This window comes from Pseudomonas sp. Leaf434, from assembly GCF_001425545.1.
In the GTDB taxonomy this organism is placed as follows: Bacteria; Pseudomonadota; Gammaproteobacteria; order Pseudomonadales; family Pseudomonadaceae; genus Aquipseudomonas; species Aquipseudomonas siliginis.
In genome coordinates this window covers 61,845-87,646 of sequence record NZ_LMQZ01000008.1, presented here as the reverse complement: position 1 = coordinate 87,646, position 25,802 = coordinate 61,845, and the positions used below count along the sequence as shown (strand labels likewise).

The following is a 25,802-nucleotide window of genomic DNA, read 5'->3' as shown; positions in this document are numbered from 1 at the left end:
ACTTTCAGGTCGATGCATAACCCCAGACACCTCGGTCGGCTCCCTCTCCCTCCGGGAGAGGGCTGGGGTGAGGGGGCTTTTGATTTAAGGCATACTTGCCCCCCTCCGCTCTGCAGATCACTGAACCGCCCCCATGCGTATCCACGTCAGCTTCATCGACCGCGTCGGCATCACCCAGGAAGTCCTGGCTATCCTCGGTGGGCGCAATCTCAATCTGGATGCGGTGGAGATGATCCCGCCGAACGTCTACATCGACGCGCCGACCCTCAGCCCGCAAGTGCTCGAAGAACTGAAAGATGCGCTGTTTCGCGTGCTCGGCGTGGAAGCGGTGACCGTGGTCGATATCCTCCCCGGCCAGCGCCGGCACTTGCAGCTAGATGCCCTGCTCGCGGCGATGACCGACCCGGTGCTGGCCCTCGACAGCGCCGGCAAGGTGCTGTTGGCCAACCCGGCGTTGATTGCCCTGTACGGTCGCGAACCGGCCGGTGAAAGTGTCTCGGCGCTGTTCAACGATCCGGGCCTGCTCGATACCCTGCTGGAAAACGGCTTTCGCCTGCCGCTGCGCGAGATCACCGTCAACGGCCAGACCCTGCTGCTCGACGCCACGCCGATCACCGACGCCGGCGCCCTGCTGACCCTGTATCAACCGAACCGCATCGGCGAACAACTCTCGGCACTGCACCACGATCACGCCGAAGGCTTCGACGCGCTGCTCGGCGAGTCTCCGGCGATCCGCACACTCAAGGCCCGCGCGCAACGCGTCGCCGCCCTTGATGCACCGTTGTTGATTCAAGGCGAAACCGGTACCGGTAAAGAACTCGTCGCCCGCGCTTGCCATGCCATCAGTGCGCGGCACAGCGCTCCGTTTCTCGCCCTCAACTGCGCGGCGCTGCCGGAAAACCTCGCCGAGAGCGAACTGTTCGGCTATGCCCCCGGCGCCTTCACTGGTGCGGCGCGTGGCGGTAAACCGGGGCTGATGGAACTGGCCAACCAGGGCACGGTGTTTCTCGATGAGATCGGCGAGATGTCGCCGTACTTGCAGGCCAAACTGCTGCGCTTTCTCAACGATGGCAGCTTTCGTCGGGTGGGCGGTGATCGTGAAGTGAAGGTCAATGTGCGCATCCTCAGCGCGACCCACCGCGATCTGGAAAAAATGGTCAGTGAAGGGCTGTTCCGCGAAGATCTGTTCTATCGCCTCAATGTGCTAAACGTCGAAGTGCCGCCGCTGCGTGAACGCGGTCAGGACATTTTGCTGCTGGCGCGCTACTTCATGCAGCAGGCCTGTGCGCAGATCCAGCGCCCGGTCTGCCGTCTGGCGCCCGGCACTTATACAGCGCTGCTCGGCAATCGCTGGCCAGGCAACGTGCGGCAATTGCAGAACGTGATTTTCCGTGCGGCGGCGATTTGCGAGAGCAGCCTGGTCGACATCGGCGACCTCGACATCGCCGGCACCTCCGTCGCGCGCCAGACCGACACTGAGGTGGAAAGTCTCGAACAAGCGGTCGAATCGTTCGAAAGGGCGCTGCTGGAAAAGCTTTACGTCAGCTATCCCTCGACCCGGCAACTGGCGAGCCGCTTGCAAACCTCGCACACCGCCATCGCCCATCGCCTGCGCAAATACGGCATTCCCAATAAACCCTGACTCACCGCGCATCCCTTTTGCAGGGAATTCCCCATGTGGGAGCGAGCCTGCTCGCGAAGGCGGTCTATCAGCAAAATGGCTGGCGCCTGACACACCGTCTTCGCGAGCAGGCTCGCTCCCACAGGATTTATGGCGGATTCAAAATCCGTTCAAAAACGACCTCTATCTGTACCGAAAGCGCTACAGCGGAACGATATCGCTACACCCGCCTGTGACCAGCGCTGCGCAACGCTTTGATCCGATTAAGCTTTTCTCCTCGCCCCAAGCTGTAGCGATTTCGCTACAGGCGCAACCTGCCGACACCCACCTAAAAAATCCAAGCCATTGATTTATATGGGTAAATCAACCTTGGCCGCATTCTTGCTACCTGCCTCCTCATCTATAAAGGGCTTCGCCGCCCCAAGCTTTCCACCGCGTCCACCAGACGAGTCTGGCCCCTGAGGAGTTTCCATGAGCGAGTTGCGTTTTACTGAAGATCACGAATGGCTGCGCACCGAAGCCGACGGCAGCGTTACTGTCGGCATCACCGCATTCGCGCAGAACGCCTTGGGCGACGTGGTGTTCGTGCAACTGCCTGAGCTGCAGGCTTACGAAAAAGGCGCTGAAGCCGCCACCGTGGAATCGGTGAAAGCCGCCAGCGGCGTGTACATGCCGCTCGATGGCGACGTGCTGGAAGTCAACCCGGCGCTGCAAGACGCCCCGGAGCTGGTCAACGAAGATCCGCTGGGCGAAGGCTGGTTCTTCCGCTTTCAGCCAAGCGACGCCGCCGCTGTCGGCAAACTGCTCGATCAGGACGCCTATGACCGCCTGATCAAAGCCCAAGCCGAAGCCTGAGGAATTACCCCATGACCGCCATCAATCTCGGCACCGCCAACGAATTCATCGCCCGTCACATCGGCCCGCGCGCCGGTGACGAGCAAGCCATGCTCAACAGCCTCGGCTACGATTCCCTCGAAGCGCTGAGCGCCAGCGTCATCCCGGAAAGCATCAAGGGCACCAGCGTGCTCGGCATGGACGACGGCCTCAGCGAAGCCGACGCCCTGGCGATGATCAAATCCATCGCTGGCAAGAATCAGCTGTTCAAGACCTACATCGGCCAGGGCTACTACAACTGCCACACGCCGTCGCCGATCCTGCGCAACCTGCTGGAAAATCCGGCCTGGTACACCGCTTACACCCCATACCAGCCAGAAATTTCCCAGGGCCGTCTCGAAGCGTTGCTGAACTTCCAGACCATGATCAGCGACCTCACCGGCCTGCCGATCGCCAACGCCTCGCTGCTCGACGAAGCCACCGCCGCTGCCGAAGCCATGACCTTCTGCAAACGCCTGAGCAAGAACAAGGGCAGCCACCAGTTCTTCGCCTCGATCCACAGCCATCCACAGACCCTCGACGTGCTGCGCACCCGTGCCGAGCCGCTCGGTATTGACGTGGTCGTGGGCGATGAGCGCGAACTGACTGACGTCACGCTGTTCTTCGGCGCGCTGCTGCAATACCCGGCGAGCAACGGTGATGTGTTCGACTACCGCGAACTGACCGAGCGCTTCCACGCCGCCAACGCTCTGGTGGCCGTGGCCGCTGACCTGCTCGCCCTGACCCTGCTCACCGCACCGGGCGAATTCGGTGCCGACGTCGCCATCGGTTCGGCGCAACGCTTCGGCGTGCCGCTGGGCTTCGGTGGCCCGCACGCCGCTTACTTCTCCACCAAAGATGCGTTCAAGCGCGACATGCCCGGCCGTCTGGTCGGTGTTTCGGTTGACCGTTTCGGCAAGCCGGCCCTGCGTCTGGCGATGCAGACCCGCGAGCAGCACATCCGCCGTGAAAAGGCCACCTCGAACATCTGTACCGCCCAAGTGCTGCTGGCCAACATCGCCAGCATGTACGCCGTCTACCACGGTCCGAAAGGACTGACCCAGATCGCCAACCGCGTGCACCACCTGACCGCGATTCTGGCCAAGGGCCTTACTGCTCTCGGCGCTCAAGTTGAACAAGCCAGTTTCTTCGACACCCTGACCATCGCCACCGGCGCGCACACCGCCGCGCTGCACGACAAGGCGCATGCTGAGCAGATCAATCTGCGTGTGATCGACGCTCAGCGTCTGGGCCTGTCGGTCGACGAAACCACCACTCAGGCTGATATCGAAACCCTGTGGGGCCTGTTCGCCGACGGCAAGACCCTGCCGGACTTCGCTGCGCTGGCCGCCTCGGTGCAGAGCACCATCCCTGCTGCGCTGGTGCGCCAGTCGCCGATTCTCAGCCACCCGGTGTTCAACCGTTATCACTCGGAAACCGAGCTGATGCGCTACCTGCGCAAACTGGCGGACAAAGACCTGGCGCTGGATCGCACCATGATCCCGCTAGGCTCGTGCACCATGAAACTCAACGCCGCCAGTGAAATGATCCCGGTGACCTGGGCCGAATTCGGTGCACTGCACCCGTTCGCCCCGGCCGCACAAAGCGCCGGTTACCAGCAACTGACCGATGAGCTGGAAGCGATGCTCTGCGCCGCCACCGGTTACGACTCGATCTCGCTGCAACCGAACGCTGGTTCGCAAGGTGAATACGCAGGTCTCCTGGCGATCCGCGCCTACCACCAGAGCCGTGGCGATGAGCGCCGCGACATCTGCCTGATCCCGTCGTCGGCCCACGGCACCAACCCGGCCACCGCGCAAATGGCTGGCATGCGCGTAGTCGTCACCGCGTGCGATGCCCGTGGCAACGTCGACATCGAAGACCTGCGCGCCAAAGCCATCGAGCACCGCGAACACCTCGCCGCGCTGATGATCACCTACCCGTCGACCCACGGCGTGTTCGAAGAAGGCATTCGCGAGATCTGCGCGATCATTCACGACAACGGCGGCCAGGTGTACATCGACGGCGCCAACATGAACGCCATGGTCGGCCTCTGCGCACCGGGCAAGTTCGGCGGCGACGTTTCGCACCTCAACCTGCACAAAACCTTCTGCATCCCGCACGGCGGTGGCGGCCCGGGCGTTGGCCCGATCGGCGTCAAATCGCACCTGACCCCGTTCCTGCCGGGCCACGGCCAGATGGAACGCAAGGAAGGCGCGGTCTGCGCGGCACCGTTCGGCAGCGCAAGTATTTTGCCGATCACCTGGATGTACATCCGCATGATGGGTGGCGCGGGTCTGAAGCGCGCTTCGCAACTGGCGATCCTCAATGCCAACTACATTTCCCGCCGCCTCGAAGAGCATTACCCAGTGCTGTACACCGGCAGCAACGGCCTGGTGGCGCACGAGTGCATCCTCGATCTGCGTCCACTCAAAGACAGCAGCGGCATCAGCGTCGATGACGTCGCCAAGCGCCTGATCGACTTCGGCTTCCATGCGCCGACCATGTCGTTCCCGGTCGCCGGCACATTGATGATCGAGCCGACCGAAAGCGAATCCAAGGAAGAACTGGACCGCTTCTGCGATGCCATGATCCGCATCCGCGAGGAAATACGCGCAGTGGAAAACGGCACGCTGGACAAGGAAGACAACCCGCTGAAAAACGCCCCGCACACCGCAGCGGAACTGGTCGGCGAATGGACCCACCCGTACAGCCGTGAGCAAGCGGTGTACCCGGTCGCGTCGCTGATCGAAGGCAAATACTGGCCGCCGGTCGGCCGTGTCGACAACGTCTTCGGCGATCGCAACCTGGTGTGCGCCTGCCCGTCGATCGAAAGCTACGCTTAATGGAATGAGGGGCTGAATATCGGCCCCGATTTCAGCAATACCCTAGATCCCCCTGTGGGAGCGAGCCTGCTCGCGAAGGCGCCATTTCAGTCAACGTAAATGGTGGCTGATCCGACGCTTTCGCGAGCAGGCTCGCTCCCACAAGGGATCTGCACCGATCTCAAAAACTGCGCCAATCCCCATAACAAGAAACCGGAGAACCACTCATGTCGTTAAGCGTGTTCGACCTGTTCAAGATTGGCATCGGTCCCTCCAGTTCCCACACCGTCGGCCCGATGCGCGCCGCTGCGCGCTTCGCCGAAGGTTTGCGCCGTGAAAACCTGTTGACCAGCACCGCCAGCGTGCGGGTCGAGCTGTACGGTTCGCTCGGTGCTACCGGCAAAGGTCACGGCAGCGATAAAGCCGTGCTGCTCGGCCTTGAAGGCGAGCACCCGGACACAGTCGACACCGAAACCGTCGCCGCGCGCCTGCAGGAAATTCGCGGCAACGGCCGCTTGAACCTGCTCGGCGAACACTGCATTGCGTTCAACGAGAAAGAACATCTGGCAATGATCCGCAAACCGTTGGCCTATCACCCCAACGGCATGATCTTTCGCGCCTTCGATGCGGCGGGGATTCAGATTCGCAGTCGCGAGTACTACTCGGTTGGCGGTGGTTTTGTCGTCGATGAAGATGCGGCCGGTGCCGATCGCATCGTCGAAGACGCCACGCCACTGACCTTCCCTTTCAAAAGCGCCAAGGACTTGCTCGTTCATTGCGCTACGTACGGGCTGTCGATCAGCCAGGTGATGCTGACCAATGAAAGCGCCTGGCGCCCGGAAGCCGAAACCCGTGCCGGCCTGCTGAAAATCTGGCAGGTGATGCAGGACTGCGTCGCTGCTGGCTGTCGTAACGAAGGTATCTTGCCGGGCGGTTTGAAGGTCAAACGCCGGGCGGCGGCGCTGCATCGGCAATTGTGCAAGAACCCGGAATCGGCCCTGCGCGATCCGCTGTCGGTGCTCGACTGGGTCAATCTTTATGCACTGGCGGTCAACGAAGAAAACGCCAACGGCGGACGCGTGGTCACTGCTCCCACCAATGGCGCGGCGGGGATCATTCCGGCGGTGCTGCATTACTACATGCGTTTTATCCCCGGGGCGAATGACGACGGTGTCGTGCGATTTCTGCTGACCGCTGCCGCAATCGGCATTCTTTACAAGGAAAACGCTTCGATCTCCGGCGCCGAAGTCGGTTGTCAGGGTGAAGTCGGTGTGGCCTGTTCAATGGCAGCCGGCGCTCTGTGCGAAGTGCTCGGCGGCAGCGTGCAACAAGTCGAGAACGCCGCGGAAATCGGCATGGAACACAACCTCGGTTTGACCTGCGACCCGATCGGCGGCCTGGTACAAGTCCCGTGCATCGAGCGCAACGCTATGGGCTCGGTGAAAGCCATCAACGCGGTGCGCATGGCCATGCGTGGCGACGGCCAGCATTTCGTCTCCCTCGACAAAGTCATTCGCACCATGCGCCAGACCGGCGCCGACATGAAAAGCAAATACAAGGAAACCGCCCGCGGCGGCCTGGCGGTCAACATTATCGAATGCTGATTACGAACTCAGCCAAACGTAACTAGCTCCCTCTCCCTCCGGGAGAGGGCTGGGGTGAGGGGCTCTTGATCTTGCCTCTCACCCGCAACCCAAATTCAAAGGAGCCACGCATGTCCACCGAACAACTCTCGAAAACCCCGCTGCACGCACTGCACCTCGAACTCGGCGCGCGCATGGTGCCGTTCGCCGGCTACGACATGCCCGTGCAATACCCGCTTGGAGTGATGAAAGAACATCAGCACACCCGTGAGCAAGCCGGGCTGTTCGACGTCTCGCACATGGGCCAGATTCGTCTGACCGGTGCCAATGCGGCCAAAGCCCTGGAAACCCTGGTGCCGGTGGACATCATCGACCTGCCGGTGGGCATGCAGCGTTATGCGATGTTCACCAACGAAAGCGGCGGCATCCTCGATGACCTGATGGTTGCCAATCTGGGCAATGACGAGTTGTTCCTGGTGGTCAACGCCGCGTGCAAGGATCAGGATCTCGCGCATCTGCAAAAACACATCGGCGATCAGTGCACCATTACGGCGCTGTTCGAAGAGCGCGCCCTGCTCGCCCTGCAAGGTCCGGCAGCCGTCACGGTGCTGGCGCGTCTTGCGCCGGACGTGACGAAGATGACCTTCATGCAGTTCAACCGTGTGTCGTTGCTGGGCGTGGACTGCTTTGTCAGCCGTTCGGGCTACACCGGTGAAGACGGTTTCGAAATCTCTGTACCGGCCGCCGACGCGGAAAAACTCGCCCGCGCCCTGCTCGCCGAACCAGAGGTCCAAGCCATCGGCCTCGGCGCCCGTGATTCGCTGCGTCTGGAAGCCGGCCTGTGCCTGTACGGCCATGACATGAACACCGAAACCACGCCGATCGAAGCCAGCCTGCTTTGGGCGATCTCCAAGCCCCGCCGCGCCGATGGCGCGCGGGCCGGCGGTTTCCCGGGCGCCGAGCAGATCTTCGCGCAGCAACAGAACGGCGTCGCACGCAAACGCGTCGGCCTGCTGCCACAGGAGCGTACCCCGGTGCGTGAAGGCGCAGAGATCGTCAACGAGGCCGGCGAGATCATCGGCAGCGTCTGCAGCGGCGGCTTTGGTCCGACCTTGGGCGGCCCATTGGCGATGGGTTACCTCGACAGCGCCTACGTCACGCTCGATACACCTGTGTGGGCCATCGTCCGTGGGAAAAAGGTGCAAATGCTTGTAAGCAAAATGCCATTTGTTCCACAACGCTACTATCGCGGTTGATCGACTGTTTCTATAAGTAACGCGATTGCGTTATGCGTGCACTAATGTGTAACGCAATCGCCATAAAACAGTGCGTTTTTTAACATCTTTTTCGGATATGAACGTTGCTTATAACGACTGCAAAAAACTGAACCAGACAATCGTCCAAGACTGCACTAGTGAACTGACTAATTGCCGCGAAGAGCAGTAAAACCGGGGTCTTCGCAGGGCTTGTTTTTTCTCCCGTAGTTGGCGTAGAGTTTGTCCACTGTGTTTGCATGGGTCAGCTTGGAATCGTGACCTGGGCAGTAGCCTACAAGTTAGCTACATCCCGCTCGACGTCTTCTTACTCCTTGCAACCAGCTCCAGTACTCTTTCATGTGAAAGGGGCTGTCATCAATTTATGCGTCAAAGGAAATAAGAAATGTCCACACGTCAGAGCGGTACCGTCAAGTGGTTTAACGACGAGAAAGGTTTTGGTTTTATCACTCCAGAAAGCGGTCCGGATCTGTTCGTACATTTCCGCGCCATTCAGGGCAACGGCTTCAAGAGCCTGAAAGAAGGCCAGAAGGTGACTTTCGTTGCCGTGCAAGGCCAGAAAGGCATGCAGGCTGACGAAGTACAAGCAGAAGCCTGATCTTCTGATACGAAAAAGCCCCTGATATTGATATCAGGGGCTTTTTTGTGCGCGCTTATCCGTAAAATGGCGCTTCCATTCGCGTCCCGAGGCTGCCATGTCGAAACACCTGCTCACGCCGCAAGGGGACTTTCCTCCCGTTGCTCTCGGTCGTCGTCTGGCGGCGATGTTCTACGACTTCCTGCTGTGCACCGCCCTGCTGATCGTCACCGGATTCATCTATAAGTTGATCCAGGCGGCGATCATTGGCGAAGAGCGTCTGCGAGTGATGACCGACGCCGGCCAGCTGGATGGTGATCCGCTCTACTCCACGGTGCTGCTGTTGGTATTGTTCGGCTTCTTCGCCAAGTTCTGGACCCACGGCGGGCAGACACTGGGCATGCAGGTGTGGGGGATCCGCGTGCAGAACGCCAACGGCACAGCGATCAGCCTGTGGCAGGCGCTGCTGCGCTTTATGGTGTCGATCGCGTCGTGGTTGTGTATCGGGCTGGGGTTCTTCTGGTCGCTGTTCGACAAGCAGAAACGCACCTGGCACGACATCTATTCGGATACGCGTGTGGTGCGGATCCCGAAGAAGAGCAAATAATTTCCATGCTCAAGAGTCGGCCTGTGGTGAGGGGATTTATCCCCGTCCGGCTGCGTAGCAGTCGTAAAGGAGCCCACGCGGTATCCCTGATATGCCGCGGTGTTTGATTTAGGGCGGCTTCGCCACCCAACGGGGATAAATCCCCTCACCACAGGGCTCACTCATACAAGGGGTTCTCTCAGGCGTTGCCGGCCAATTTCATCCGCGCTGCCTGGGTGAAGTCGAGCATGCGCTTCAACGGGCGGATCGCTTGGGGAATCAGCGCCGGATCGACAAAGATCTCGTTGGTGCCTTCTTTCAAGCTCTTGAGCGTGCGCTCAAGGGTGTTCATGGCCATCCACGGGCAATGTGCACAACTGCGGCACGCGGCGCCATTACCGGCGGTAGGCGCCTCGATAAAGACCTTGTCCGGGCACAGCTGCTGCATCTTGTAGAAGATGCCACGGTCGGTAGCGACGATCAGGGTCTTGTTCGGCAGGCTTTGCGCGGCCGCGATCAACTGACTGGTGGAACCGACGGCATCCGCCAGCTCAATCACCGAAGTCGGCGACTCGGGATGCACCAGAATCGCCGCGTCCGGGTACAGCGCCTTCATGTCTTCGAGCTGCTTGGACTTGAATTCTTCATGGACGATGCAAGCACCGTCCCACAGCAGCATGTCGGCGCCGGTCTTGCGCTGAATGTAGGTGCCCAGATGCTTGTCCGGGCCCCAGATGATCGTCTCGCCGTTGTCCATCAGGCTTTCGACGATCTCCAGTGCGCAGCTCGAGGTCACCACCCAGTCAGCCCGAGCCTTCACGGCGGCGGAAGTATTGGCATAAACCACCACGGTGCGTTCCGGGTGCTGGTCGCAGAACGCCGAGAACTCATCGACCGGGCATCCCAGGTCAAGCGAGCACGTCGCCTCCAGGGTCGGCATCAGCACGCGTTTTTCCGGGTTGAGAATCTTTGCCGTCTCGCCCATGAATTTCACGCCCGCGACCACCACGGTCTTGGCCGGATGGGCGTTGCCGAAGCGAGCCATTTCCAGGGAGTCGGAAACACAGCCGCCGGTTTCTTCGGCCAGGGCCTGAATCACCGGATCGCAATAAAAGTGGGCCACGAGCACCGCGTCCTGAGCCTTGAGCTCGGCGGCGATGGCGGAACGGTAGTAGGCCTCCTCCTCTGCCGTCAGCGGTTTGGGCTGTGTGGCGTCGAGGTGGGCTTGAACCAGAAGGCGTTCGGAAATCTGCGTCATGTTCGCAAGACCTGCAGGCGCATTCGCGCGAAAGTCGAGTATACACCCGGCTCCGGACCGTTAGAGGGTACCGCCGGGAGAGTGAGTATCATCAGGCACGGACAGCGTTGAAGCTGCGCAAGGCTACAGAATATCCCGTTGATACAAAAGATGATTCTGACCTGTGTCAGGCCGCCCGCGCTGAAACGTCGAACGCCCGAATTGCAGGCAAAAAAAAACCCGGAAATCCTCACTTTCGTGGGCCTTCCGGATTTTCTAAACCGCCAAATATGGTGGGTCGTGTGGGATTCGAACCTACGACCAATTGGTTAAAAGCCAACTGCTCTACCAACTGAGCTAACGACCCGCTGTGTGGTGGCGCGTATAATACTGATTTCTAAGGACTATTCAACACCTTTTTTGAAAAAGATCAAAAATAAGGGGTTGGATCGCTCACACCTGCCGCCGCGAAGCCTTCAGCACGCAGGCGGCAGCTGTCGCATTTGCCGCAGGCGCGGCCGTCATCGTCTGCCTGATAGCAGGAAACCGTCAGGCCATAATCCACGCCCAGCTTCACGCCAGCCTGGACGATCTGCGCCTTGCTCAGGTTTTGCAGTGGCGCCTGAATGCGGAAGCCATTGCCTTCCACGCCCGCTTTGGTGGCCAGGTTGGCCATGCGCTCGAACGACTCGATGAACTCGGGACGGCAATCCGGGTAGCCGGAATAATCCACTGCATTGACGCCGATGAAGATGTCGCGCGCGCCGAGCACTTCGGCCCAACCCAATGCCAACGACAGAAACACCGTGTTGCGCGCCGGCACGTAAGTCACCGGAATGCCTTCGCCCAGCTCTTCCGGAATATCGATGCTGGTGTCAGTCAGCGCCGAGCCGCCCATGCCGTTGAGATTCAGGCCAATGACCTTGTGCTCGACCACTCCCAGATCGCGAGCAACGCGGGCGGCGGCATGCAATTCAGCATGGGAGCGCTGGCCGTAATCGAAGCTCATGGTGTAGCAGGCGTAGCCTTCGGCGCGTGCCATCGCCACCACGGTGGCCGAGTCGAGGCCGCCCGAAAGCAGGATAACGGCACGTTTTTCGGTAGTGTTCGGTTGTTCAATCATCTCAGCGCCCCGGCTCATCATTCCATAGATATTTATGCAACTGCAGTTGCAGCCGCACTGGCAGGTTATCTGCCACCACCCAATCCGCCAGATCCCTGGCATTGAGGTCATGATGACTTGGGGAGAAAAGCACTTCACCCGCACGTCTATCAAGCCCGTACTGGATCAGTTTCGATACCGCCCAGTCATAGTCTTCCCGCGAGCAGATGACAAATTTCACCTGATCGTTGCGGGTCAGCAGTTCGATGTTCTCGTAACGGTTGCGATGGGCTTCTTTCGAGCCCGGCGTTTTCAGGTCGACGACGCGACTGACACGCGGATCGACGGCGGACACGTCGAGGGCGCCGCTGGTTTCCAGCGACACCTCGTAACCGGCACCACACAACCGTTCAAGCAAAGGAATGGCGTTCGGCTGAGCCAACGGCTCACCGCCGGTGACACAGACGTAGCGCGGACGATAACCGGCCACTTGCTCAAGGATGTCGTCGAGGGTGCGGACGGTGCCGCCGCTGAACGCATAAGCGCTGTCGCAGTATTGGCAACGCAACGGGCAACCGGTCAGGCGCACGAAAACCGTGGGCAGCCCGGCAGTCCGAGTTTCCCCCTGCAACGAGTAGAAAACTTCGGTGATTCTCAATGTGTCTTGCATAGTCGCCACGGGCGTAACAGCTAAACAGGCTGTCCGCCTCCGTCAGGCACTTCAGGCAATCCCGCCAACGCGTAGACCACAAGAAGCGTGTTTCAGAAAAAGGGCGTGAATTCTAACGAAAAAACCCGCGACAAGCGCGGGTTTCTTCAAAACACGGATGAACAGGCTTACATGCGCTGCAAATCACGCTGGGCCAGCTGCGCGGCGGAAGTGCCCGGATATTGCGACACCACCTGCTGCAGAATGCCTTTGACCTTGTCGGTATGACCGAGGCGGCGTTCTACGTCAGCCAGCTTGTACAGCGAATCCGGCACTTTGTTGTGCTTGGGATACAGCTGCGAAACCTTGGCAAAGGCCTGACCTGCACCTTGCAGATCACCCTTGGCCAGGTTCACTTCGCCCAACCAGTATTGAGCGTTGCCCGCGTACTGGCTGTTGGGGTATTTGCGCAGGAAAGCGGCGAAGGCCTGGCTGGCCTTGTCGAAATCCTTGGCTTTGATCAGGTCGAAAGCGGCATCGTAATACAGCTTTTCCTTGGCCGGATCAGCCGGTTCGCTACCCGCAGCAGGGGCCTGGGCTGCCGCAGCAGCACCCGCGCCTGCGGCAGCACCGGCAGCACCGGCAGCACCGGCAGCAACACTTGCATCGCCACCGGCAGAAGAATTCTCGGGAGTCGCGGCTGGTGCAACGCCGGATCCTATGCGCCGATCAAGATCCTGGTATCGCTCCAGGGATTCCTGCTTCATGCGCGAAACCTGATTCTGCAGTTCTTCGATCACGCCCTGTTGGCGCGAGATCTGATCCTGCATCTGTTGCAATTGGTTGAACAGCATGCCTTGTGCCGAGGCAGGGGCCGAAGCCGCTCCCCCGGCATAGGCGCCGTTCGTACCGTAACCCGCAGGCGGATAACTGCTCCCGCTATTGTTATAACCGGAGTTGTCATCGACCACAGGAACCGCAGCCCACGCCGCAAGCGGCGCGAGGCTGAGAGCCAGAACAGTTACAGCACGACGGCACGTTCGCATATCGAATTACTTACGCAGTTCGACGCGACGGTTCTGGGCCCAGGACTGCTCGTCGTTGCCGGTAGCAACTGGACGCTCTTCGCCGTAGGAAACCAGTTCCAGCTGAGCTGGGGAAACACCTTGCAGTACCAGGTAGCGCTGAACGGCTTTCGCACGACGCTCGCCCAGTGCCATGTTGTACTCACGAGTACCACGTTCGTCGGTGTTGCCTTCCAGAACAACGCGAGCGCCGTTTGCTTTCAGGTCTTTAGCGTGAACGTCCAGAGCGCGCATGGCTTCTGGCTTCAGGTCCGAGCTGTCGTATTCGAAGTAGAAGGTGGTGATTGCGCGCAGAGCAGCTTCTTCGCTCAGGGAACCGTCAACGGCACCGGTGTTTGCGCCGTAACCAGCGTTTGGATCAACAGCGCCTTCACCGGCGTTGTCGCCGCCTTTGGACGAGCAACCTACAGCTACAGCCATGGCCAGAGCCAGCGCAGCAAATTTACCAAACTTCAGCATTTCCATCGTGAAACTCCTAATGAACCCCAGTGTGTTAAGTAAAACGTGTAGCGCCCGCTCACTTCAGGTAAGGGGACCAGGACGGTTCTCTGACTTCGCCTTGAGCGGTAGGAAGCGGGAGCCTCACGCGTCCATTAATGGACACGAGCATCAAGACTCCCCGGCCCTGTTGGCGGGTGGCGTAGATTACCATGGTGCCGTTGGGCGCAACAGTAGGTGACTCGTCCAGAGTGCTATCAGTGAGGATCTTTACACTACCCCGCTGCAGATCCTGAGCTGCCACCTTGAAATTGGTGAAGCCATCCTGACGATGAATCATCACCAAAGTCTTTTCATCAGCCGAAAGTTTCGGGTTGGCGTTGTAGTTGCCCACAAACGTCACACGCTCGGCACCACCGCCACCGACGCTGGTTTTATAGATTTGCGGCTTGCCGCCACGGTCCGAGGTGAAATAGATGGTCGAGCCATCCTTGCCCCAGAACGGTTCGGTATTGATGCCTTGGCCGTTGGTTACGCGGCTGATCTGACGCGAACCGAGGTTCATCACGTAGATGTCCGGGTTACCGTCTTTCGACAGCACGAACGCCAGGCGATTGCCATCCGGCGACCAGGCTGGCGCGCCGTTGAGGCCTTCGAAGTTGGTGATCTGCTCACGGCGACCGGTGTCGATGTTCTGCATGAAGATACGCGGACGCTTCTGCTCGAACGACACGTAGGCGATACGCTTGCCGTCCGGTGCAAAACGCGGCGACAGGATCGGCTCGCGCGATTGCAGCAGAGTCACTGCGCGGGCACCGTCATAGTCGGAGCGTTGCAGCGTGTAACGGGTGTTTTTCTCGGAAAAACGCTCGGCCGTCACGTACAGCAGGCGCGTCGAGAAGGCACCTTCAATGCCGGTCAGCTTCTGGAACGACTGATCGGAAATGAAGTGCGCCATGTCACGGATCTGGTCGGTCGTACCGGAAACACTGCCGTCCGCCACTTTCTGCTCGGTGGCGACGTTGAACAGTGCCCACTGCACCTGCAGGCGACCGCCCGCTGGAGCGATGCTGCCGACCATCATGTACTGAGCACCCACCGCCTTCCAGTCACGGAAGATGATTTCGCTCGGCTGGCTTGGCTGGCTGATCATGTTGGCTTTCGGAATAGGCGAGTAATAGCCCGAGTTGCGCAAATCGTTGCCAATGATTTCAGCCATGTCATCAGGCAGCACGGCGCCGCCCTGCATGCCGAACGGTACGACGGCGATCGGGGTGGCCCGATCGCTGCCGCTGGTGACCAGAATGTTCTTTTCATCTGCCGTCGCGATCCCTGCCATGCAGCAGATCACGACCAGCATTCCTCGAAGAAGGTTTCTCACAAGGCTAGATCCTCAGGTGTGAATGTCATCTTGAATGAACGATACGGAGCGAAATCGCTCGGCTTCATTCCCTGCATTTCTGTCAAACGTCCAATATTCTTCACTGCCGCGACTGCCGAAGCATCGAACGGACCGTCACCACTGGACTTGGCGACGCTGACCGAAGTCACCGTGCCGTCCGGCAACATGCCGATTTGCAGCACGACCGTCATGCCTTTGCGCGCCGAAGGAGGACGAGCCCAGCCTTCCGCTGCACGAGCGCGAATCAGGTCATCGAAACTGCCGGCAACTTCGTCACCCTGCTCATCTGCCAGGGCCTGCTGACGCTGCGGCGTGTCGGAAAGCAGATCTGCCAGGGCCTGGGCCTTTTTGTCTTCGGCGGATTTGCGTGCCGCTTCCTGCGCTTTCTTCTTCGCAGCATCGGCAGCAGCTTTCTTCTTCGCGTCTTCGGCGACTTTCTTCTTCGCCTCTTCAGCTTCAGCTTTCTTCTTGGCGTCTTCGGCGGCTTTCTTCTTCGCGTCTTCGACGATCTTCTTCTTGGCTTCTTCGGCAGCGGCCTTCTTCGCCTCTTCCTCAGCAGCCTTTTTCGCTTCGTCTTCGGCCTTCTTCTTGGCTATATCAGCCAATTGTTTCTCTTCGGCCTTTTTCGCTTCGGCTTTCTTCGCGTCGTCGGCTTTCTTGGCTTCATCAGCCTTTTTCGCCTCGTCGGCTTTTTTCGCCTCGTCGGCCTTCTTGGCTTCCTCGGCCTTTTGAGCCGCTTCCTCTTTCTTTTGTTCCGCCGCCTTCACCGCTTCCTGCTCGATCTTTTTCTGTTCCATCTGTTCGACTTCGGTCTGGCGCGCGGCGGATTTCTTCGCCTCACCCGCAATCTTCTGATTGGTCTGGGTGGTCGCCTGACTTTTCGATTTCAGCTGGTACAGAGTCGCCTGGACGATCGGCTTGGCCGGCGGCAGTTCGGGCGTGAAGGCAAAACTGACGAACAGCATGCCGAACACCAGCACGTGCAGGACGATTGCCAGAACACTAGGCCAGAAGTAGCTTTCCGAGGCGGACGGCTCTCGCTGTTGCTGCATCAGGGGGCCTCGGTAATCAGACCAACGTTACCGACCCCGGCTTTCTGCAACCCGCCCATGGCACCCATGACGGCGCCGTAGTCGACAGTCTTGTCACCACGAATGAACACCTGGGTGCGTTTGCCGCCCTCGGTGCCGGCGCGGATGATCTTGGTCACCGCGTCCGTCATCTGTGGCAGGGTCATGGCCCTGTCCTGTTGCTTCTCGGTGTCGACTTCGCTGCCAAGGTTCCAGTAGTAGGTCTTGTCAGCCTTGATCGAAATGGTCAGGACCTGAGTGTTGTTGTCCTGCGGCAAGGCTTCGCTGGAAACCTTGGGCAGATCAACTTTCACGCCCTGATTGAGCATCGGCGCGGTCACCATGAAGATGACCAGCAGCACCAACATCACGTCGATGTAGGGCACCACGTTCATCTCGGCGACCGGCTTGCGCTTTTTGCGAGCTCGAGCGATTAAAGCCATCGGGAAATACCTGCTTATTCTTCGCTGGTGTGCACTTTGCGGTGCAGGATCGCCTGGAATTCATCGGCGAAGGTGTAGTAGCGGCCCAGCAAGGTTTCGCTGCGCGCAGCAAAACGGTTGTAAGCGATGACCGCCGGGATCGCAGCGAACAGGCCGATCGCGGTGGCGATGAGGGCTTCGGCGATACCCGGGGCAACGGTGGCCAGGGTCGCTTGCTGGGCGCTGGCCAGACCGCGGAAGGAGTTCATGATCCCCCACACGGTGCCGAACAGACCGATATAAGGGCTGACCGAACCGACGGTGGCGAGGAACGGCAAGCTCTGCTCAAGTTTCTCTTCTTCGCGCGAGATGGCCACGCGCATCGCACGAGCGACACCTTCCATCACGGCTTCAGGATCGACACCTGGCTGCTGACGCAGACGGGAGAATTCCTTGAAGCCGGCACGGAAAATCTGCTCCACGCCCGAATCCGGATCAGGGTTGCTGCCAGCCTGACGGTACAGTTTGGACAGGTCGATACCCGACCAGAAGCGCTCTTCGAAGCTCTCCAGGGCGCGTCGACCGGCGCGCAGCAAGTTGCTGCGCTGAAAGATCATGATCCATGAGGTCACCGATGCGGCCACCAGGGTCAACATTACCAACTGCACCACGATGCTGGCATTGCTGACCAGGCTCCACATGGAGGAATGGTCGACGACGTTAGCTTCCACGCTTTATCTCCTGCTTTGAGTGTGTACCCGGGCCGACCGCGTCGGCGAAGGCCGCACGCAGGTCTTCGGGAAGGGCCCGGGGTTTCAAACTGTCGGTGCGCACGCAGGCCACCAAAAACTGCCCTTCGCAGAGCAGCACATTATCCGTGGCCCGCCTGACCTGCTGTTTGAAGCGCAGGCTGGCACGGTTCAATTCGATTACATCAGCGCTTACCAGCAGTTCGTCATCCAGTCGCGCCGGCGCGTGGTAGCGCGCTTCGCTGGAATGCACGACGAACAACAGGTCCTCTCCGGCAAGCACAGATTGGGCAAAACCCAGTTCCCGTAGCCGCTCGGTTCGAGCCCGTTCCATAAACTTGAGGTAATTAACGTAATACACGATGCCGCCCGCATCGGTGTCCTCGTAATAAACGCGACAACGATGTGCGAACGGCTCAAGCCCGTTTTGCGCGCGCATACTCTAGTGCTTACTCCTCAGGTTGCCAATCCGGCCAGACAACTGTTTTTCGTGGTTTCAAAGCTTTAACGCAAAAGTACCGTCGTCTGACAGTACAAACCCTGAATAAATCACCAACAAATGTGTATCAATCGTCGACGGCGTCGAGAAACTCGTCTGCCACGGGCATCTCGCCCATGCGTGACGGAACATTCAAACCGAAATGCAGATAGGCATGCCGCGTCACCACCCTACCCCGTGGCGTGCGCATGATATAGCCCTGCTGAATCAGATACGGTTCGAGCACGTCTTCAATGGTGTGGCGTTCTTCACTGATCGCCGCCGCCAGACTGTCGATACCAACCGGACCGCCGTCGAACTTCTCGATCATGGTCAACAGCAGGCGCCGGTCCTGGTGATCGAAACCGTGTTCATCGACGTCCAGCAGGTTCAGCGCCAGATCCGCCACCGCTTTGGTGATGTGGCCCTTGGCGCGTACTTCAGCGAAATCGCGCACCCGCCGCAGCAGACGGTTGGCAATTCGCGGTGTGCCACGGGCGCGACGGGCGATCTCGAACGAACCTTCCGGATCCAGCGGCAGACCGAGAATGGCCGCCGAACGACTGACGATCGTTGCCAGATCCGCCGTGCTGTAGAACTCCAGGCGCTGGACGATACCGAAGCGATCACGCAACGGATTGGTCAGCATGCCGGCGCGGGTGGTGGCGCCGACCAGAGTGAAAGGCGGCAGGTCCAGTTTGATCGAGCGCGCCGCCGGCCCCTCGCCAATCATGATATCGAGCTGGAAATCTTCCATCGCCGGATACAGCACTTCTTCAACGATCGGCGATAGACGATGGATTTCGTCGATGAACAACACATCGTGCGGCTCAAGATTGGTCAGCAACGCGGCCAGATCACCCGGGCGTTCCAGCACTGGCCCGGAGGTGCTCTTGATCGACACGCCCATTTCCTGGGCAATGATGTTCGCCAGCGTGGTCTTGCCCAGCCCCGGCGGGCCGAAGATCAGGGTGTGATCGAGGGATTCGCTGCGGCCACGGGCGGCCTGGATAAACAGCTCCATCTGCTCGCGCACGGTCGGCTGGCCAATGTAGTCGGCCAGGCTGACCGGGCGGATGGCCCGATCCTGGACTTCTTCGCGCTCGCGCGGGCTGTGCGCGGCGGCGATCAGACGATCAGCTTCAATCACTTAAATCATTCCCTTCAGAGCGCGGCGGATCAGGTCTTCGCTGCTCAGGTTCTTGTCTTTGATCGCGGAAATCGCCTTGCTCGCTTCCTGCGGCTTGTAGCCCAGCGAGATCAACGCGCTGACCGCATCGGTCTCGGCACTGTTGACCGGCGCCGGGCCGTCCGGCTGATTCGGCACCAGCGCGAACATCGCCGGCGAAGTTTCCCAGGCCTTGAAGCGATCTTTCAATTCCACCAGCAAACGCTCGGCGGTTTTCTTGCCAACCCCCGGCACCTTGGTCAGCGCCGAAGTGTCCTGAGACTGCACGCAGCGCACCAGCTCGTCGACTTCCAGGCTCGACATCAACGCCAGCGCCAGTTTCGGTCCGACGCCATTGAGACGGATCAGCTCGCGAAAGAAGTCTCGCTCACGCTTGCCGGCAAAACCATAGAGCAATTGCGCATCTTCGCGTACGACCAAATGGGTGTGCAGGGTCAGCGGTTCGCCGACCGACGGCAGACGATAAAGGGTGGTCATGGGCACTTCCACCTCATAGCCAAGGCCGTTCACATCGAGAATCAGGTGCGGCGGCTGTTTCTCAGCCAGGGTGCCGCGCAAGCGTCCAATCACGTTTTGAATCCTTGAGCGCTGGCCAGCCGTGGGCTGGCGACGATTGAAGGTGGCTTGCGCGCCGACAACACAGGCACCGCGAAGTCACTTTCGAGAAAATTGATGCTGATGCTATCAGAGACGCAGGCGCCCGCCACGACTGCGTGCGGTTCCCAGCCCGTGCGGCAGCAGGCTTGAGCGCGTGTGCGCATGGCAAATGGCAATCGCGAGGGCGTCGGAGGCGTCGATCTGCGGCTTGCTGGTCAACTTGAGCATGTGCATGACCATCATCTGCACCTGCTCCTTATTGGCCGCACCGGTGCCGACCACCGCCTGTTTGACTTGCGTGGCGGTGTACTCGGCGATTTCCAGACACTCTTCGGCGCCGGCGACAATCGCAGCGCCCCGCGCCTGTCCGAGCTTCAGCGCCGAGTCGGCGTTTTTCGCCATGAACACCTTTTCGATGCCCATGGTCACCGGGCCGTAGGTCTTGATGATTTCGCGCACGCCGCGATAGACGATCTGCAGACGCTCATGCAGCTCGCCGGAACCGGTGCGAATGCAGCCCGAGGCCACATAGATGCAGCCACCCCGCCCGGTATCGCGAACGATCCCGTAACCGGTGATGCGCGAACCGGGGTCGATACCAAGGATTAGAGTCATAACGCCTGCAGAAAATGATGCGAAAGCTGAGGGTACATGTAGGAGCTGCCGAAGGCTGCGATCTTTGTGTTTTTAAAAGATCAAAAGATCGCAGCCTTCGGCAGCTCCTACAGAAGAAGTGTAGAGCCAGCAAAAAACTGCGACCTTTCTATTTACATCAGCCAAGCTGAGCGGCGACGTCTTCCGGGATATCCGCGTTGGAATAGACGTTCTGCACGTCGTCCAGGTCCTCAAGCATATCGATCAGCTTGAGCACCTTCTCCGCGCCTTCCAGATCCAGCTCGGCGCTGGTGGTCGGCTGCATGACGATTTCCGCATCGTCACCCTTGAACCCGGCCGCTTCCAGCGCGTTGCGCACCGCATAGAAACCGGTGAACGAGGTGAACACGTCGATCGAACCGTCTTCGTGGGTGACCACGTCATCGGCATCGGCTTCCAGCGCCGCTTCGGTCAGTGCGTCTTCATCGACGCCCGGAGCGAAGCTGATCTGGCCCTTGCGCTCGAACAGATACGCCACCGAACCATCGGTGCCGAGGTTGCCGCCACACTTGCTGAACGCGTGACGCACAGCCGCCGCAGTGCGGTTGCGGTTGTCGGTCATGCACTCGACCATCACCGCCACACCGCCCGGGCCGTAACCTTCGTAGGTCAGTTCTTCAACGTTGTCCGCTTCAGTGGCGCCGGCACCGCGCGCGACGGCACGGTCGATGATGTCGCGACTCATGTTCGCGCTCAACGCCTTGTCCAGAGCCAGACGCAGACGCGGGTTGGAACCCGGATCACCGCCACCCTGACGGGCCGCAACGGTCAGTTCACGGATCCACTTGGTGAAGATCTTGCCCCTCTTGGCATCCTGACGTTCTTTGCGGTGCTTGATGTTTGCCCACTTGGAATGACCTGCCATAACTTGCTCCGAATGCTCTTTGAAACCTTGCCCGCCCCGCCGAGGCAGCGGCCGGCAATTGAAAAATTCGACCTGAGAAAGAAAAAAGGCGCATCCGAAGATGCGCCTTCAGGCCCGTCTTACTCAGCCTTTGGCGTTTCGCGCAGGCGAATGTGCAGCTCGCGCAATGCCTTGGCATCCACTACGCCCGGAGCCTGCGTCATCACGTCGGCAGCACTCTGGGTTTTCGGGAAGGCGATCACTTCACGGATCGACTGGGCGCCGGTCATCAGCATCACCAGACGGTCCAGACCGAAGGCCAGACCACCGTGCGGCGGTGCGCCGTACTTCAGCGCGTCGAGCAGGAAGCCGAACTTCTCTTCCTGTTCCGCTTCGTTGATGCCCAGCAGGCGGAATACCGCTTGCTGCATTTCCTTGCGATGGATACGGATCGAACCGCCGCCCAGCTCGGTGCCGTTCAAGACCATGTCGTACGCACGGGACAGTGCGCCGGCCGGGTTGGCTTCGAGCTCCTGCGGGGTGCACTTCGGTGCAGTGAACGGGTGGTGCAGCGCCGAGAAGCTGCCGTCGTCGTTCTCTTCGAACATCGGGAAGTCGACGACCCACATTGGCGCCCACTCGCAGGTCAGCAGCTTCAGGTCGTGACCGAGTTTGATACGCAGCGCGCCCAGGGCTTCGCTGACGATCTTGGCCTTGTCGGCACCGAAGAACACGATATCGCCATCGACTGCGCCAACGCGATCGAGGATCACGTTGAGCTTGTCTTCCGGGATGTTCTTCACGATCGGCGATTGCAGACCTTCAACACCGGCGGCACGCTCGTTGACCTTGATGTACGCCAGGCCCTTGGCACCGTAGATGCCGACGAACTTGGTGTAGTCGTCGATCTGCTTGCGCGGCATGCTCGCCCCGCCTGGAACACGCAGTGCGGCGATGCGGCACTTCGGATCGTTGGCCGGGCCGCTGAACACCTTGAAGTCGACCTCTTTCAACTGGTCGGCAACGTCAACCAGTTCCAGCGGAATACGCAGGTCCGGCTTGTCCGAACCGTAGCGGCGCATGGCTTCTTCGAAGGTCATGTGCGGGAATTCGCCGAACTCCAGGTTCAGCACTTCCTTGAACAGGTTGCGGATCATCTGCTCGGTCAGGCCCATGATCTCTTTTTCATCGAGGAAGCTGGTCTCGATGTCGATCTGGGTGAATTCCGGCTGACGGTCGGCACGCAGGTCTTCGTCACGGAAGCACTTGGCGATCTGGTAGTAACGGTCGAAGCCGGCCACCATCAGCAGTTGCTTGAACAGCTGCGGCGATTGCGGGAGGGCGAAGAACGAACCGGCGTGGGTACGGCTCGGCACCAGATAGTCACGCGCACCTTCCGGAGTGGCCCGGGTCAGGATCGGCGTTTCGACGTCGAGGAAGCCGTTCTCGTCGAGGAAGCGACGGATGCTGGTGGTCATGCGCGAACGCAGGCGCAGCTTCTCGGCCATTTCCGGACGACGCAGGTCGAGGAAGCGATAGCGCAGGCGGGTTTCTTCGCCGACGTCGGAGAACTCGTTGAGCGGGAACGGCGGGGTTTCCGACTCGTTCAGCACTTCCAGTTCATAACCCAGCACTTCGATCATGCCCGAGGCCATGTTGGCGTTGGTCGCGCCGGCCGGACGCAGACGCACCTTGCCGGTGATCTTCACGACGTATTCGCTGCGCACGCGGTCGGCGGCGGCGAAGCTCTCGGCGCGATCCGGATCGAACACCACCTGAGCCAGACCATCACGATCACGGATATCGAGGAAAATCACCCCGCCGTGGTCGCGGCGACGGTGAACCCATCCGCAAAGGGTAATTTCCTGGCCTTCCAGGCTTTCGTTCAGTTGGCCGCAATAGTGGCTGCGCATCATGGTGTGGTTCGCTTCTCGTAATTCGAAATTCGGTGGAGATCCGGCCGCGATCAAGCAGGGCGGAAACTCACGCGTGTCGTTCGTTCAGGGTTGGAACCCTAGTCAGCTTTGTCGCCACCGGCCAGATTTTTCTTGGCTCCGGTCTTGAAGTCGGTCTCGTACCAACCGTTGCCGCTGAGGCGAAAACCCGGCATGGACAGCTGCTTCTTCAGTTCGGGCGCCTGGCAGGCAGGGCAATCGACCAACGGTGCGTCGCTGATCTTCTGAATGGCTTCCAACTGATGACCACAGGAAGCACATAGGTAATCGTACATTGGCATGGAGGTGTCTCGGCGATCAGATTGCTGCCGCGCGCAGGGCTTTGCGGCGAAAGCGCGGGATTATATCGATTAAATGCGGGCTGTGCAGCCGTAACGCTGCACAGCCCGCAACCTCGTTGCAACCGCCGTTTCAGCGCGAAACTGCGGGTGCGAGATCTTTGATCCCGTTCATGACGCAAACCACCCGCACCAGCGCACTGAAATTCTTCACTCCGCCGTAACGCAGATGCACCTCACGATCAACGTGGGATAGCAGTGTGCTGATCGAGCAATGATTGTCCTCGGCCATGCCGCCGAGTATGTTCCAGTAGACCTGCTCGAGTCGCAGGCAGGTCGCAAAACCATTGAGGCGAATCGACCGCGACAGCGGCCGGATCAGGTTCATGTCGAACTCGCTGACAAACGGATCGACCTTTATTACATGCCGCGAAGCCGACATCCTGTCGCTTCGCCTGTCTCCTTCTACCATAGCGTTGACACTCCTTTGCCATGACTGCTGATTTATAAGGCAACATCCTGCGCCTTCATAAAAACCCAGTAACAAAGTTCGCGCCATACGACTTGTTGACCAGCCTCGTAGGATAAGCCAACGACAACGGTAAGAGTCTGGAGAGCATGCGGACGACCTCACGCCGTCCGCAGCGGCCGGGTCATTCCTCGAGCAGCGCGCGCAGCATCCACGCAGTTTTCTCGTGCACTTGCATGCGCTGGGTCAGCAGGTCAGCGGTCGGCTCATCGCTGACCTTGTCCAGCAGCGGGAAAATGCCGCGCGCGGTACGGGTCACCGCTTCCTGGCCTTCGACCAGTTGCTTGATCATGTCTTCGGCGCTCGGCACACCGACTTCTTCTTTAATAGAAGAAAGACGCGCGTAGGTCGCGTAGGCACCCGGCGCCGGGAAGCCCAACGCACGGATACGCTCGGCGATCAAATCGACGGCCAGCGCCAGCTCGTTGTATTGCTCTTCGAACATCAGGTGCAACGTGCGAAACATCGGGCCAGTGACGTTCCAGTGGAAGTTATGGGTTTTCAGATACAGCACGTAGGTGTCCGACAGCAGTCGCGACAGCCCTTCGACGATGGATTTGCGGTCTTCTTCACTGATACCGATATCAATTGCCATGCTTGCCCCCTAACAGTGATTGAATTCATCCAGCAGGTTCGGTCCCACTGTAGCAAGGCAAGAGCCGGCTCGCAGCTATGAATCCGTGGTCAGACTGCGACAAATCGACCGTTTTTCTGCCGCTGGCCGGGCTGATTTGAGTAGCCGCAGGCTTTGCTGTTAAATAGGCAGTGTGTCGCCATGCCCTATTTTCCGGGGTGTTGCGCATAGGCTGATGCCGTGTACGTGTCCACCGCCTCTTATTTTGTCCTGAAGCGAACCGTGCGCCTTCAGCTCTTCCTTGTGAGCCGTCATAACGTGAGCCAATCAAAATGTTGAAAATCGTCCACCTGCTAATGGGCGCAGCAGCCTTGCTGCTGTCGTTCATACCCAGCCTGAAAGCCGAAGCCGTTCCTTACCTGCAACAGCCCGATGCACTTTACCTGGCCTTTTTCGGCCTGCTGAACCTGGTCATCGCTCCAGTGATTCCGTACTGGAACAAAGGCCCGCGCCAGCATCTGCAAAATCTGGTCAGCGCCCTGCTGGTGCTGACTGTCGTCCTGCAAACCCTGACGCTGATCGCACCAATGCCGGTCATCGCTGGCCAACCGGCGGTGTTGTTCAGTCTGGTGATCGCCCTGGTTGCCGTGCTGCTGCATTTGGCCGTGAGCTTTTACAAATCGTCACCGGCCGCTGCGCCGACCACCTATGACATGAGCAATCGCGATACCGGCACCGTGAAGTGGTTCAACACTTCCAAGGGTTTCGGGTTTATCTCCCGGGACTCCGGCGATGATATTTTCGTGCACTTTCGCGCCATTCGTGGCGAAGGCCACCGTGTTCTGGTCGAAGGCCAGCGCGTCGAGTTCTCGGTGATGAACCGCGACAAAGGCCTGCAAGCCGAGGACGTGATCGCCGCTCTGCCGCGTCGCTGATCCAAAGCAAAAAAAAAACCGCGAACAGCCTGTCTGTTCGCGGTTTTTTTATGCCTGCCGAATGGCTCAATAATGCGGCGGCGGTGCATCTTCCTCAAAAGCACCGAACTGCCCGACCATCTCTTCGTGACGCTTGATCAGCGCTTCCATCTGCAATTGCAAGCGCTCGATGACCTTCTGCTGCGCCACCAGCACATCGTTCAATGCCTGAATGGTGTCATCCTGAAAGGCCAGACGGCTTTCCAGATCGGTAACGCGTCCTTCAAGGCTCATGAC

The 25,802-nt window shown here is 59.6% G+C and carries 27 protein-coding genes and 1 tRNA gene; 8 read left to right on the top strand and 20 right to left on the bottom strand.

The features are described from left to right. The first annotated feature begins 133 nt into the window (after positions 1 to 133). The 7 genes from ASG55_RS15215 to ASG55_RS15185 all read left to right on the top strand — a co-directional run bounded on the left by ASG55_RS15215 (position 134) and on the right by ASG55_RS15185 (position 9,360). Entirely contained in the window at positions 134 to 1,642 is a 1,509-nt protein-coding gene (locus ASG55_RS15215; RefSeq protein WP_056787934.1) for a sigma-54-dependent transcriptional regulator, read from the top strand. Between the two features lie 450 nt (positions 1,643 to 2,092). Next, positions 2,093 to 2,476, top strand: a complete 384-nt coding sequence (gcvH, locus tag ASG55_RS15210; protein ID WP_039758162.1) for a glycine cleavage system protein GcvH — start codon at positions 2,093 to 2,095, stop codon at positions 2,474 to 2,476. An 11-nt stretch (positions 2,477 to 2,487) separates the two neighbouring features. Continuing rightward, positions 2,488 to 5,340, top strand: a complete 2,853-nt coding sequence (gene gcvP / locus ASG55_RS15205) for an aminomethyl-transferring glycine dehydrogenase (protein ID WP_056787929.1) — start codon at positions 2,488 to 2,490, stop codon at positions 5,338 to 5,340. A 206-nt stretch (positions 5,341 to 5,546) separates the two neighbouring features. Further along, positions 5,547 to 6,923 carry an L-serine ammonia-lyase gene (locus tag ASG55_RS15200; RefSeq protein WP_056787927.1) on the top strand — a complete coding sequence of 459 codons (1,377 nt, stop codon included), beginning with the start codon at positions 5,547 to 5,549 and terminating at the stop codon, positions 6,921 to 6,923. 110 nt (positions 6,924 to 7,033) lie between these two features. Continuing rightward, positions 7,034 to 8,158: a glycine cleavage system aminomethyltransferase GcvT gene (gcvT, locus tag ASG55_RS15195; RefSeq protein ID WP_056787925.1), complete on the top strand. Its 1,125-nt coding sequence runs from the start codon at positions 7,034 to 7,036 to the stop codon at positions 8,156 to 8,158. A gap of 403 nt (positions 8,159 to 8,561) precedes the next feature. Beyond that, positions 8,562 to 8,774: a cold-shock protein gene (locus tag ASG55_RS15190; RefSeq protein ID WP_003227496.1), complete on the top strand. Its 213-nt coding sequence runs from the start codon at positions 8,562 to 8,564 to the stop codon at positions 8,772 to 8,774. Positions 8,775 to 8,871: 97 nt separating this feature from the next. Beyond that, positions 8,872 to 9,360 carry an RDD family protein gene (locus ASG55_RS15185; RefSeq protein ID WP_016773510.1) on the top strand — a complete coding sequence of 163 codons (489 nt, stop codon included), beginning with the start codon at positions 8,872 to 8,874 and terminating at the stop codon, positions 9,358 to 9,360. Between the two features lie 178 nt (positions 9,361 to 9,538). Here the strand turns inward: ASG55_RS15185 and nadA are convergent, their stop codons facing one another. The 19 genes from nadA to ASG55_RS15090 all read right to left on the bottom strand — a co-directional run bounded on the left by nadA (position 9,539) and on the right by ASG55_RS15090 (position 24,612). Continuing rightward, on the bottom strand, positions 9,539 to 10,597 hold the full coding sequence (gene nadA, locus ASG55_RS15180) for a quinolinate synthase NadA (protein WP_056787921.1): 1,059 nt from the start codon (positions 10,595 to 10,597) through the stop codon (positions 9,539 to 9,541). 270 nt (positions 10,598 to 10,867) lie between these two features. Next, a tRNA-Lys gene (locus tag ASG55_RS15175) sits at positions 10,868 to 10,943 on the bottom strand. A 63-nt stretch (positions 10,944 to 11,006) separates the two neighbouring features. Further along, positions 11,007 to 11,699, bottom strand: coding sequence for a 7-cyano-7-deazaguanine synthase QueC (gene queC / locus ASG55_RS15170; RefSeq protein WP_056787919.1), 693 nt, complete (start codon positions 11,697 to 11,699; stop codon positions 11,007 to 11,009). 1 nt (position 11,700) lies between these two features. Beyond that, a complete protein-coding gene (gene queE / locus ASG55_RS15165; RefSeq protein WP_056787916.1) occupies positions 11,701 to 12,348 on the bottom strand; it encodes a 7-carboxy-7-deazaguanine synthase QueE in 648 nt (215 codons plus the stop codon). Positions 12,349 to 12,515: 167 nt separating this feature from the next. Next, on the bottom strand, positions 12,516 to 13,373 hold the full coding sequence (gene ybgF, locus ASG55_RS15160) for a tol-pal system protein YbgF (protein WP_056787913.1): 858 nt from the start codon (positions 13,371 to 13,373) through the stop codon (positions 12,516 to 12,518). Positions 13,374 to 13,379: 6 nt separating this feature from the next. Continuing rightward, positions 13,380 to 13,877, bottom strand: coding sequence for a peptidoglycan-associated lipoprotein Pal (pal, locus tag ASG55_RS15155; protein ID WP_003178634.1), 498 nt, complete (start codon positions 13,875 to 13,877; stop codon positions 13,380 to 13,382). Between the two features lie 52 nt (positions 13,878 to 13,929). Continuing rightward, positions 13,930 to 15,210 carry a Tol-Pal system beta propeller repeat protein TolB gene (gene tolB, locus ASG55_RS15150; RefSeq protein WP_164488347.1) on the bottom strand — a complete coding sequence of 427 codons (1,281 nt, stop codon included), beginning with the start codon at positions 15,208 to 15,210 and terminating at the stop codon, positions 13,930 to 13,932. Between the two features lie 17 nt (positions 15,211 to 15,227). Further along, positions 15,228 to 16,304, bottom strand: coding sequence for a cell envelope integrity protein TolA (gene tolA / locus ASG55_RS15145; protein ID WP_016773505.1), 1,077 nt, complete (start codon positions 16,302 to 16,304; stop codon positions 15,228 to 15,230). Next, the gene (gene tolR, locus ASG55_RS15140) at positions 16,304 to 16,756 is read right to left on the bottom strand and encodes a protein TolR (RefSeq protein ID WP_160767866.1); all 453 of its coding nucleotides are present in this window, start codon (positions 16,754 to 16,756) and stop codon (positions 16,304 to 16,306) included. Before tolR ends, tolA begins: the two co-directional genes overlap by 1 nt. 23 nt (positions 16,757 to 16,779) lie before the next feature. Then, positions 16,780 to 17,475: a protein TolQ gene (gene tolQ / locus ASG55_RS15135; protein WP_008080223.1), complete on the bottom strand. Its 696-nt coding sequence runs from the start codon at positions 17,473 to 17,475 to the stop codon at positions 16,780 to 16,782. Further along, positions 17,465 to 17,932, bottom strand: a complete 468-nt coding sequence (gene ybgC / locus ASG55_RS15130) for a tol-pal system-associated acyl-CoA thioesterase (RefSeq protein WP_041479792.1) — start codon at positions 17,930 to 17,932, stop codon at positions 17,465 to 17,467. Before ybgC ends, tolQ begins: the two co-directional genes overlap by 11 nt. A 127-nt stretch (positions 17,933 to 18,059) precedes the next feature. Then, positions 18,060 to 19,121, bottom strand: a complete 1,062-nt coding sequence (gene ruvB / locus ASG55_RS15125) for a Holliday junction branch migration DNA helicase RuvB (RefSeq protein ID WP_024014087.1) — start codon at positions 19,119 to 19,121, stop codon at positions 18,060 to 18,062. Further along, positions 19,122 to 19,730 carry a Holliday junction branch migration protein RuvA gene (gene ruvA / locus ASG55_RS15120; RefSeq protein WP_024014088.1) on the bottom strand — a complete coding sequence of 203 codons (609 nt, stop codon included), beginning with the start codon at positions 19,728 to 19,730 and terminating at the stop codon, positions 19,122 to 19,124. A gap of 114 nt (positions 19,731 to 19,844) precedes the next feature. Then, complete coding sequence (gene ruvC / locus ASG55_RS15115) at positions 19,845 to 20,372, bottom strand: crossover junction endodeoxyribonuclease RuvC (RefSeq protein WP_016773501.1); 528 nt, start codon at positions 20,370 to 20,372, stop codon at positions 19,845 to 19,847. 157 nt (positions 20,373 to 20,529) lie between these two features. Beyond that, complete coding sequence (locus ASG55_RS15110) at positions 20,530 to 21,276, bottom strand: YebC/PmpR family DNA-binding transcriptional regulator (protein WP_024014089.1); 747 nt, start codon at positions 21,274 to 21,276, stop codon at positions 20,530 to 20,532. Between the two features lie 119 nt (positions 21,277 to 21,395). After that, on the bottom strand, positions 21,396 to 23,171 hold the full coding sequence (aspS, locus tag ASG55_RS15105; protein ID WP_041479793.1) for an aspartate--tRNA ligase: 1,776 nt from the start codon (positions 23,169 to 23,171) through the stop codon (positions 21,396 to 21,398). Between the two features lie 98 nt (positions 23,172 to 23,269). Continuing rightward, positions 23,270 to 23,491: an FmdB family zinc ribbon protein gene (locus ASG55_RS15100; RefSeq protein ID WP_056787910.1), complete on the bottom strand. Its 222-nt coding sequence runs from the start codon at positions 23,489 to 23,491 to the stop codon at positions 23,270 to 23,272. A gap of 130 nt (positions 23,492 to 23,621) precedes the next feature. After that, positions 23,622 to 23,960 (bottom strand): ribbon-helix-helix domain-containing protein, encoded by a 339-nt coding sequence (locus tag ASG55_RS15095; RefSeq protein WP_024014091.1) that lies wholly within the window; start codon positions 23,958 to 23,960, stop codon positions 23,622 to 23,624. Between the two features lie 181 nt (positions 23,961 to 24,141). After that, positions 24,142 to 24,612 (bottom strand): Dps family protein, encoded by a 471-nt coding sequence (locus ASG55_RS15090; RefSeq protein WP_041479794.1) that lies wholly within the window; start codon positions 24,610 to 24,612, stop codon positions 24,142 to 24,144. Between the two features lie 311 nt (positions 24,613 to 24,923). On the opposite strand from ASG55_RS15090, the gene ASG55_RS27510 reads away from it, so the two are divergent. Continuing rightward, positions 24,924 to 25,526: a cold-shock protein gene (locus tag ASG55_RS27510; protein WP_016773496.1), complete on the top strand. Its 603-nt coding sequence runs from the start codon at positions 24,924 to 24,926 to the stop codon at positions 25,524 to 25,526. Between the two features lie 66 nt (positions 25,527 to 25,592). Here ASG55_RS27510 and ASG55_RS15080 read toward each other — a convergent pair whose 3' ends face one another. Beyond that, entirely contained in the window at positions 25,593 to 25,799 is a 207-nt protein-coding gene (locus ASG55_RS15080) for a SlyX family protein (RefSeq protein WP_041479795.1), read from the bottom strand. Between the last annotated feature and the right edge of the window lie 3 nt (positions 25,800 to 25,802).